Annotated in this window: 10 protein-coding genes; 4 read left to right on the forward strand and 6 right to left on the reverse strand. The window is 65.6% G+C overall.

All coding sequences use genetic code 11. The annotated features are described in order from the left end of the window. Positions 1–53: 53 nt before the first annotated feature. Complete coding sequence (gene murJ, locus F624_RS0112410) at positions 54–1,619, reverse strand: murein biosynthesis integral membrane protein MurJ (protein ID WP_019574629.1); 1,566 nt, start codon at positions 1,617–1,619, stop codon at positions 54–56. A 110-nt stretch (positions 1,620–1,729) separates the two neighbouring features. Here murJ and rpsT point away from each other — a divergent pair, with 110 nt between their 5' ends. Then, positions 1,730–2,029, forward strand: a complete 300-nt coding sequence (gene rpsT, locus F624_RS0112415; RefSeq protein WP_019574630.1) for a 30S ribosomal protein S20 — start codon at positions 1,730–1,732, stop codon at positions 2,027–2,029. Between the two features lie 148 nt (positions 2,030–2,177). Here rpsT and F624_RS0112420 read toward each other — a convergent pair whose 3' ends face one another. Beyond that, positions 2,178–3,401 (reverse strand): mechanosensitive ion channel family protein, encoded by a 1,224-nt coding sequence (locus F624_RS0112420; RefSeq protein ID WP_019574631.1) that lies wholly within the window; start codon positions 3,399–3,401, stop codon positions 2,178–2,180. A 75-nt stretch (positions 3,402–3,476) separates the two neighbouring features. After that, the gene (locus F624_RS0112425) at positions 3,477–3,806 is read right to left on the reverse strand and encodes a DUF3579 domain-containing protein (protein WP_019574632.1); all 330 of its coding nucleotides are present in this window, start codon (positions 3,804–3,806) and stop codon (positions 3,477–3,479) included. Between the two features lie 384 nt (positions 3,807–4,190). On the opposite strand from F624_RS0112425, the gene F624_RS0112430 reads away from it, so the two are divergent. Genes F624_RS0112430 through F624_RS0112440 form a run of 3 tightly spaced genes read left to right on the forward strand, consistent with a single transcriptional unit; the run spans position 4,191 to position 6,660 of the window. Further along, on the forward strand, positions 4,191–5,396 hold the full coding sequence (locus F624_RS0112430; protein ID WP_031254861.1) for an aspartate aminotransferase family protein: 1,206 nt from the start codon (positions 4,191–4,193) through the stop codon (positions 5,394–5,396). Continuing rightward, positions 5,393–6,319 carry an ornithine carbamoyltransferase gene (argF, locus tag F624_RS0112435; protein WP_019574634.1) on the forward strand — a complete coding sequence of 309 codons (927 nt, stop codon included), beginning with the start codon at positions 5,393–5,395 and terminating at the stop codon, positions 6,317–6,319. The genes F624_RS0112430 and argF overlap by 4 nt, the downstream gene beginning before the upstream one ends. Positions 6,320–6,327: 8 nt before the next feature. Further along, a complete protein-coding gene (locus tag F624_RS0112440; protein WP_019574635.1) occupies positions 6,328–6,660 on the forward strand; it encodes a YkgJ family cysteine cluster protein in 333 nt (110 codons plus the stop codon). Between the two features lie 31 nt (positions 6,661–6,691). On the opposite strand, the gene F624_RS0112445 is transcribed toward F624_RS0112440, so the two are convergent. The 3 genes from F624_RS0112445 to F624_RS0112455 are packed head-to-tail and all read right to left on the reverse strand — an operon-like array spanning position 6,692 to position 9,104. After that, positions 6,692–6,922, reverse strand: coding sequence for a FeoB-associated Cys-rich membrane protein (locus tag F624_RS0112445; protein ID WP_043425948.1), 231 nt, complete (start codon positions 6,920–6,922; stop codon positions 6,692–6,694). 2 nt (positions 6,923–6,924) lie between these two features. Next, the gene (gene feoB / locus F624_RS0112450; RefSeq protein WP_019574637.1) at positions 6,925–8,802 is read right to left on the reverse strand and encodes a ferrous iron transporter B; all 1,878 of its coding nucleotides are present in this window, start codon (positions 8,800–8,802) and stop codon (positions 6,925–6,927) included. Next, complete coding sequence (locus F624_RS0112455; protein WP_019574638.1) at positions 8,802–9,104, reverse strand: FeoA family protein; 303 nt, start codon at positions 9,102–9,104, stop codon at positions 8,802–8,804. The genes feoB and F624_RS0112455 overlap by 1 nt, the downstream gene beginning before the upstream one ends. Between the last annotated feature and the right edge of the window lie 56 nt (positions 9,105–9,160).

Below are 9,160 nucleotides of genomic sequence, written 5' to 3' on the forward strand. Positions count from 1 at the left end.
AAGCCCGTGACGCCTACCGGCGAGAGGGCTTGCCCGCCGCTCATGGGGCCAGATCAACGCCGCAGCAGATGGCGCAGTTTGAGGCCGGCGGCCCACAAGGCACCGAAATAAATCAACATGGCCCCCAGCATCACCCCGCCCAGCAGAGCCACCCGCACGAAGGGGGTGTCGCGCAAGGTCAGCCAGGCGTAGTTGTTGGCCGCCCAGATCAGGAAGATGGCCAGCACCGCGCTGCCCGCCACCACCTGCAGCATGAACAGGCCCCAGCCGGGCAGCGGGCGGTAAGAGCCGCGGCGCATCAGGCCCACCAGCAACCAGCCCGCATTGACCAGGGCCCCCAGGCCGATCGACAGCGTGAGCGCCGCGTGCTCCAGGTAGGGCACCAGCAGGTAGTTGAAGACCTGGGTCAGCACCAGCACGCCGATGGCGATGCGCACCGGCGTGCGCGTGTCCTGGTTGGCGAAGTAGCCCGGCGCCAGCACCTTGATCGCCACCACACCCACCAGGCCCACGCCCCAGCCCATCAGGGCGGTGGTGGTCTGCAGCACGTCGCGATCGCTGAAATGGCCGTAGTGGTACAGCGTGGCCACCAGGGGTTTGGCAAAGGTCAGCAGGGCCACGGCGCTGGGCACCGACATCAACATGACCAGGCGCAGGCCCCAGTCGAGCAGGTCGGAATAGCCTGCGGTGTCCTTGCGCGAGCGCGCGGCCGCCAGCTGAGGCATCAGCACCACGCCCAGCGCCACACCCAGCATGGCGGTCGGGAACTCCATCAGCCGGTCGGCATAGGTGATCCAGCTGACGCTGCCCGGGGCCAGGTGCGAGGCGATCTGGGTGTTGATCATCATTGAGATCTGGGCCACGCCCACCCCGAGCAGAGCCGGCAGCATCAGCCCGACCACCTGCTGTGTGGCCGGGTCTTGCCAGGCCTGGCGCAGCTGACGCCAGCTCAGACCGATGCGCGGCAAAAGCCCCAGGCGGCGCAGCGCCGGCACCTGCACCAGCAGTTGCAGCACGCCGCCCAGCATCACGCCACCGACCATGGCAAAAATAGGTTCGATGTTCATGCGCGCCAGCCACGGCGCGCCTTGCCAGGCGGCCAGGATCATCGACAGGTTCAGCAACACCGGGGTGGCGGCGGGCACGGCAAAACGCTTCCAGGTGTTGAGCACCCCGGCCGACAGGGCCACCATCGACATGAAACCGATGTAGGGGAACATCCAGCGGGTCATGAACACCGCCGCGTCATAACCGGCCGGGTCTTGCTGCAGGCCGCTGGCCATGCCCCAGACCATCAAGGGCGCGCCCAGCACGCCCAGCACGCAGGTGAGCACCAGGGCCCAGGCCAGCACCGTGGCCACCTGGCTGATCACGCGCCGGGTGGCCTCCTCGCCGTGCTGCTCCTTGCTGGCCGCCAGCGCCGGGATGAAAGCCTGGCTGAATGCCCCTTCGGCAAAGAAGCGGCGAAACAGGTTGGGAATGCGGAACGCCACATTGAAGGCGTCGGTCATCGCGCTGGCACCAAAGGCCGAGGCCACCAGCAACTCCCGCACCAGACCGGTGATTCGGGACGCCAGCGTGAGCAGCGAGACGGTAGAGGCGGCTTTGAAAAGGGTCACGCACCGAGTGTATGCGCAGTCCAAGGCGCCAATATTGGACGCTTCATGACAGCTGGGCTACAATCGCGGGCTTTGCTGGCAACATCTCCAAACACACAAGGAATTTAAAAATGGCATCTACCAAGCCCAAGAAAAAGAACCCGCGTCTGGCCTCCGGCCGCAAGCGCGTTCGCCAAGACGTCAAGATCAACGCCGCCAACACCTCGCTGCGCTCCAAGTACCGCACCGCTGTGAAGAACGTCGAGAAGGCCGTCGCCGCCGGCGACAAGACCAAGGCTGCTGAAGCCTTTGCCAAGGCCCAGAGCGTGGTCGACATCGTGTCCGACAAGGGCATCTTCCACAAGAACAAGGCCGCGCGCGACAAGAGCCGCCTGGCCGCCAAGGTGAAGGCCCTGGCCCTCGCCGCCTGAGTTTTCAGGTAAAACAGCCCGGACGGGCCGCTTTTCAAGCGTTCTGTCCGCCGTTTGCCACGGGTGCGCTGTCAGCAAAGCAAAAACCGCCTACGGGCGGTTTTTTGTTGCCTGTCGTTTTTGCACCATGCCCGACACGGGCACGGGGTCATGGCGCCTCGCGCCGCACCATCACCGGCTGGGCGGGCTGCATCATGAAATGCGGCGACATGATCTGGACCCCCGCCTCATTGAAACAATCCTGCAGGTTCTCGTGCAGGTGCGACAGCACCAGAAGGCGCTGCAGCGGCCGGTCCAGGTGGGCCAGCAGCTCGTACTCGACATAGAAATCGCCCAGGGCCCGCTGCAGCACATAGGGCTTGGGTTCGGAGCGCAAACCCGGCGTGCGCGCGGCGGCCTGCAACATCAGGGCGTGCACCTGCCGCCACTCGGCGTCGTAGCCGATGCTGATGCGGGTGCTGAACAGGGTGCCCGAACTGCCCGACAGCCTGGAGTAGTTCTTGATGGCATTGCTCATGAGCACCGCATTGGGAATGGTGATCTCCTCGTTGCGCACATTGACCAGCTTGGTGGCCAGGCCACCCACCTGCTGCACCACCCCTTCCACCGCATCAGCCCCCTGCCCGATGACCACGTGATCGCCCACCCGCAGGGCCCGCGAATACACCAGCACCAGGCCGCTCATGAGCTGGTTCACCACCCCGCTGGAGCCCAGGGTCACCATCGCCCCCAGCAGCACCGACAGCCCTTTGAAGGCATCGCTCTGCGAGCCCGGCAGATAGGGGTAGGCCGCCACCACGGCAAAGGCCCAGATCGCCAACGCCACCAGGCGCCGGGTGGCGCTGGCGGTTTCCGGGTGGATCACCGACAACTGCAGCTGCCGCCGCGACACGGCCCGGAACAGCGTGTTGGAGGCCTGCACCGCCGCCTGCGCCAGGGCCACGATCACCACCACCACGATCAGCCCGGGCAACTGCTTGAGCAGGCCCCCACCCACCGTGCTGAGCGCATCGCCCAGAAAACCGCCCAGCCGATGCCCAACGCCTTCGGTCAGCGGGAACAGCAGCAGCACCGAGCTCAGCCAGGAGAAAAGCAGCGCAGCCGACAGGAAGATGGCCATCAACTCGACAACCCGAGCCAGCAGCGAACGCAAGTAGGGCATCCAGCCAGGCACGCGCACCGGCAGCGCCAGTCGGTCCGAATGGGGTTCGGCGTGGTGATCAGCCAGCTCCTCATCGCACGACCGCGCCACAGAGTCGTCCAGCCAATGGCGCAGCCGCCCCGCCAGGTGCCAGATGCCCCACAACAAGGCCAGCAGCAAGCCGGTTTCGAGTGCAGCCAGGCCCCAGGCCAGAATCAGATCGGTCGTCATGCGGCCGATGATAGAAGAGTCGAATGGCCCGCCAGCGTTACAAACGCAAGCGCCTGCCGCAGATCAACCGGCAGTTCAGCCCGCTTTGGGCTTGGAGGGAGCGTCAGGCACCAGGCAGGCTTCGGCAACCTGCAGGTGGTTGTCGCGTGCGAAATTGAGCACGAAATCCCAGGCCATGGGCTCGAAATCGCGCAGATCCCGATGCACCACCACACACTTGATGCCATTGAGCGTGGTCGGAATGCACCAGGGCGAATAGCTCAGGTGACTGCCCGGGTGGGCCCCGCCAGGACGGAACTGACTCATGACACCCGCCAGGCGCTCAGCCCAATCGCTGGGCCGGAAGGTCTTGCCATCATGGGTAAGACCCTGGATGAAGACTTCTTTGGCGGAATCAGAAACCATGGGGGTGAGGGCTTGTGGGGTTGGAAGAAGCTCAGACAGGATCACTGCCCGGTTCAGCATGAGTATTCTATCTTATATAAGACTAAAAACCACCTGACGACATGCATTGCTGTAATGCGAAATGGTCAAAAAAGCTTCGCCAAGCAGCGCCTAGAATTGCGTTTCAGCGGTTTGACCGTCGCTGAGCTACCGGCCAAAAACCGGCCCCGCTGGCACCCAGCCGGGCTTGAAATCCGCCAAGCGAAATGTCCCTTCAGCCCGCCCGGGAATCCATCCCGGCAGGGCCTCCGAGACATCGCAAGACCGATGCCAAGCCCGACCGACACGCCTTTATAGAACGGGACCTGGTTTTTGGCGACCTTAAGCCCTGTTTTGGAGTACAGCATGACCGCACTGATTGAGGCCTCTTCACCCCACGTGATGAACACCTATGGCCGCCTGCCCATCGCGATGTCGCACGGGCAAGGCGCCTGGGTCTGGGACGTGAATGGGCGAAAGTACCTCGACGGTCTGGCTGGCATTGCCGTCAACACCCTGGGGCACAACCACCCCAAGCTGGTGCCCGCCCTGCAAGACCAGATCGCTAAGCTGATCCATTGCTGCAACTACTACCACGTGCCCGGCCAGGAAGCCCTGGCGACCAAGCTGGTCGAGTTCTCGGGCATGAGCAATGTGTTTTTCTGCTCCACCGGCCTGGAAGCCAACGAAGCCGCCATCAAACTGGCCCGCAAGTTCGGCCATGACAAGGGCATCGACCGGCCCGTCATCGTGGTCTATGAGAAGGCCTTCCACGGCCGCTCGATCGCCACCCTGTCGGCCACCGGCAACCAGAAGATCCAGCAAGGCTTCGGCCCCCTGGTCGAAGGCTTTCTGCGTGTGCCGGTGAACGACATCGAAGCCCTCAAGAAGGCCACCGAAGGCAACCCGAACGTGGTGGCGGTGTTCTTCGAGACCATCCAGGGCGAAGGCGGCATCAACCCGATGCAGATCGAGTACCTGCAACAGTTGCGCGCCCTGTGCACCGAGCGTGACTGGCTGATGATGATCGACGAAGTGCAGTGCGGCATGGGCCGCACCGGCAAGTGGTTTGCCCACCAATGGGCCGGCATCGTGCCCGATGTGATGCCCCTGGCCAAGGGCCTGGGCTCGGGCGTGCCGATCGGCGCGGTGGTGGCGGGCCCCAAGGCCGCAGCCATCTTCCAGCCCGGCAACCACGGCACCACTTTCGGCGGCAACCCGCTGGCCATGCGCGCCGGGGTTGAAACCATCCGCATCATGGAAGAAGACGGCCTGCTGGACAACGCCGCCCGCGTCGGCGCCCACCTGCGCGCCGCCCTGGTCCGCGAACTGGGCAGCCTGCCCGGGGTCAAGGACATCCGCGGCCAAGGCCTGATGATCGGTATCGAGCTCGACCGCCCCTGTGGCGCCCTGACCGGCCAGGCGGCCGAAGCCGGCCTGCTGCTGAGCGTGACGGCCGACAGCGTGATCCGCATCGTGCCGCCGCTGATCCTCAGCACCGACGAAGCCGACCAGATCGTCGCCATCCTGGCGCCGCTGGTGAAGGCCTTCCTGGCGGGAGGCGCGCAATGAGCACCAACGCCCTGCGCCACTACCTGCAGTTCAAGGACCTGAGCGCCGATGAATACGCGCACCTGCTGCAGCGCGCCGCCATCATCAAGAAGAAGTTCAAGGCCTACGAAAAATACCACCCGCTGGCCGACCGCACGCTGGCCATGATCTTCGAGAAGGCCAGCACCCGCACCCGGGTGAGCTTTGAGGCCGGCATGTACCAGCTGGGTGGCTCGGTGGTTCACCTGACCACCGGCGACAGCCAGCTGGGCCGCGCCGAGCCCATCGATGACAGCGCCAAGGTGATCAGCCGCATGGTCGATCTTGTGATGATCCGCACCTTCGGCCAGGACAAGATCGAGCGCTTTGCCGAGCACTCGCGCGTGCCCGTCATCAACGGCCTGACCAACGAGTTCCACCCCTGCCAGATCCTGGCCGACATCTTCACCTACATCGAGCACCGCGGCTCGATCCAGGGCAAGACGGTGGCCTGGGTGGGCGACGGCAACAACATGGCCAACACCTGGCTGCAGGCAGCCGAGCTGCTCGACTTCAAGGTGCATGTCAGCACGCCCAATGGTTATGAGGTGAACGAGAGCGTGGCTGGCGTCAGCCGCCGCGATTGCTTTGAGGTATTCAGCGACCCGCTGGAAGCCTGCCGCAACGCCGACCTGGTGACCACCGACGTCTGGACCAGCATGGGCTACGAGGCCGAGAACGAGGCCCGCCGCACCGCCTTCGCCGACTGGTGCGTGGACACCGAGATGATGAAGGTGGCCCGACCGGACGCCTTGTTCATGCACTGCCTGCCCGCCCACCGCGGCGAAGAAGTCGAAGCCGACGTGATCGACGGCCCCCAATCCGTCGTCTGGGACGAGGCCGAGAACCGCATGCACGTGCAAAAGGCCTTGATGGAATTCCTGCTGCTGGGGCGCGTCAGCTGAGGTCTGCCATGAGCCACCCCTGCCTGAGCTGCGGCGCTTGCTGCGCCGCTTACCGGGTCGATTTCTCGGTCTGCGAGTTGGACGAACAAGGCGGCACCGTGCCGTCCGGGCTGGTGGTCGAGGTCAATGGCAGCACCTGCCGCATGCGGGGCACCGACCATGTGCCGATCCGCTGCGCCGCACTCACCGGCAAAGTGGGCGAAAAGGTGGCTTGCGGCATCTACGAATGGCGCCCGGCGCCCTGCCATGAGCTGCAGGCAGGCGACCCCGGTTGTGAAAAGGCCCGTGCCCGGCACGGCCTGCCGCCCTATGCCGAGGTGGTGGGCGACCGCATCGTTTGAAAGCGACCTGCGATCAGTCCATCAACCCGGATCAGCCCCCCGGCTTCATCCACAGCGGCTCCCGGCCGCTGGCGGCGCCTGCCGCCGGTGGCTTGCTCGGGCCGCAGCCCGCGCAATCGCTGCAGGCACCACAGCCTGGGGCCTCGCCCAGCTTTTTCTGCACGCGCCCCAGGGGCTTGCGCCAGGCGGCAGGCATCCAATACCACAGGGCATACACCCCGGCCAGTGCCACCACCAGGCCCACAATCCATTGCTGCCACATGATCAAGCGCCTCCCAGCATCAAGGTGATCCGATAGGTGAGCCAGCTGGCCCCGTAGGCCAGGGCAAACAGGTAGCCGGCCATCAGCGCCACATAGCGCCAGCTGTTGGTTTCGCGGCGCACGGTGACCAGGGTCGAGATGCACTGCGGTGCAAACACATACCAGACCAGCAAGGACAGCGCCGTGGCCAGCGACCAGCTGTGCGCAATCAAGGGCCCCAGTTCGGCCGCCACATCCTCACCGCTGGCCGACAGGGCATACACCGTGCCCAAGGCACCCACAGCCACCTCGCGCGCGGCCAGGCCGGGCACCAGGGCGATGGCGATCTGCCAGTTGAAGCCGATGGGTGCAAACACGGTTTCCAGCAGGCGGCCCAGTTGGCCGGCAAAGCTGTACTGGATGGCAGCGCCGGTCGCGCCCTCGGGCGCCCCCGGGTAGGTGGACAGGAACCACAGCACCACCATCAGGGCCAGGATGATGCTGCCCACCCGCTTGACGAAGATCGAAGCGCGCTCGAACAGGCCCTGGGCCAGGTTGCGCAGACTGGGCCAGCGGTAGGCCGGCAACTCCATGACCAGGGGCGTGGGCCGGGCATGGCCACGCCACAGCTTGAACACCGCGGCCACCGCCATGGCGCCGACGATGCCCATCACATACAAGCCGAACATCACCAGGCCTTGCAGGTTGAACACACCGCCCACCGTGCGCTCGGGGATGAAGGCGCTGATCAGCAGCGCATACACCGGCAGCCGCGCCGAGCAGGTCATCAACGGGGCAATCATGATGGTGACCAGGCGGTCGCGCCAATGGGTGATGGTGCGGGTGGCCATCACGCCAGGGATGGCGCAGGCAAAGCTCGACAGCAGCGGGATGAACGAGCGGCCCGACAGACCCACCGTACCCATGACCCGGTCCAGCAGAAAGGCCGCCCGGGGCAGGTAGCCCGAATCCTCCAGCACCAGGATGAAGAAGAACAGGATCAGAATCTGCGGCAGGAACACCAGCACGCCGCCCGCCCCGGCCAGCACGCCATCAGCCAGCAGGCTTTGCAGCACACCAGGCGGCACCTGCTCGCGCACCAGCTCGGCCAGGCCATCCACGCCGCCCTTGATCGCGTCCATGGGCACGGTGGCCCAGCTGAACACGGCCTGGAACATCATGAACAGGGTGAACGCCAGGATCAGCATGCCCCACAGCGGGTGCAGCACCACGCGGTCGATGGCGTCGTCGGTGTGCAGGGTGTCGGCCGGGGTCTGAACCGCCAGGCCCAGGATGCGCCGCACCTCCAGCTGGGTGGCCATCACCTCGTCGAAGTGGGGCGCATGCCAGGCCCGCGCCGCTTGGCCGGGGCGGCGGGTGGACTGCCACTGCTCGAAGAAGGCCAGCAGCTCGTGGGCGCCGTCGTGGCGGATGCCCACGGTCTCGAGTACCGGCATGCCCAGCTCACGCGCCAGCACCTCGCGGTCGATGTGGATGCCCTCGCGACGCGCAGCATCGCTCATGTTCAGGGCCAGCACCATCGGCAGGCCCAGGGAACGGGCCTCCAGCACCAGGCGCAGGTTGAGCTTCAGGTTGGTGGCATCGGCCACGCACACCAGCAGATCGGGCACCGGCTCGCCGGCCCGGTGGCCGGTCACGATGTCGCGCGTGACGGCCTCGTCGGCACTCAAGGCGTTCAGGCTGTAAGCGCCCGGCAGGTCCAGCACCACCACGCGCCGCCCACCCGGCGTGGCCACCACCCCCTCCTTGCGCTCGACGGTCACGCCTGCATAGTTGGCCACCTTCTGGCGGCTGCCGGTGAGCAGGTTGAAGAGCGCGGTCTTGCCGCAATTGGGGTTGCCCAGCAAGGCGGCACGTAAAGAGGGAGCGGCCTCGGTCATCAGATTCTCTTTTCAACAGGGGCGGCCAGGGACACCCGGATCAGCGCCGCCTCATGGCTGCGCAAGGCAAAGGTGGTGTGCCCCACACGCACGGCAATCGGATCGGCGGCCGGAAAGCCGCGGGCAATCACCCGCACGGGCTCGCCGGGCAGAAAGCCGATTTCGAGCAGGCGCAACAGCAACTCCTGGTCTTCGGGTGAGCTGGGCAACTCCAGGCGCACCACCTGCGCATCGACGCGCAGCGGCAATTCATGGACTCCCATCTCCTGGGCGGGGGAGCTGACCACGGGGGGCTTGGACATCGGCACAGTCGCCTTCTGAATGAAAACTATTCTTATTCTAGTCGCTCCAGAAAATG

Origin of the sequence: Curvibacter lanceolatus ATCC 14669 (assembly GCF_000381265.1) — a bacterium.
Taxonomy (GTDB): domain Bacteria; phylum Pseudomonadota; class Gammaproteobacteria; order Burkholderiales; family Burkholderiaceae_C; genus Curvibacter; species Curvibacter lanceolatus.

Coding starts and splice junctions, on each gene's coding strand:
- F624_RS0112430 (WP_031254861.1), top strand. CDS start 4,191: ATGACCGCACTGATTGAGGCCTCTTCACCCCACGTGATGAACACCTAT.
- rpsT (WP_019574630.1), top strand. CDS start 1,730: ATGGCATCTACCAAGCCCAAGAAAAAGAACCCGCGTCTGGCCTCCGGC.
- F624_RS0112420 (WP_019574631.1), bottom strand. CDS start 3,401: ATGACGACCGATCTGATTCTGGCCTGGGGCCTGGCTGCACTCGAAACC.
- F624_RS0112425 (WP_019574632.1), bottom strand. CDS start 3,806: ATGGTTTCTGATTCCGCCAAAGAAGTCTTCATCCAGGGTCTTACCCAT.
- F624_RS0112440 (WP_019574635.1), top strand. CDS start 6,328: ATGAGCCACCCCTGCCTGAGCTGCGGCGCTTGCTGCGCCGCTTACCGG.
- feoB (WP_019574637.1), bottom strand. CDS start 8,802: ATGACCGAGGCCGCTCCCTCTTTACGTGCCGCCTTGCTGGGCAACCCC.
- F624_RS0112445 (WP_043425948.1), bottom strand. CDS start 6,922: ATGTGGCAGCAATGGATTGTGGGCCTGGTGGTGGCACTGGCCGGGGTG.
- F624_RS0112455 (WP_019574638.1), bottom strand. CDS start 9,104: ATGTCCAAGCCCCCCGTGGTCAGCTCCCCCGCCCAGGAGATGGGAGTC.
- argF (WP_019574634.1), top strand. CDS start 5,393: ATGAGCACCAACGCCCTGCGCCACTACCTGCAGTTCAAGGACCTGAGC.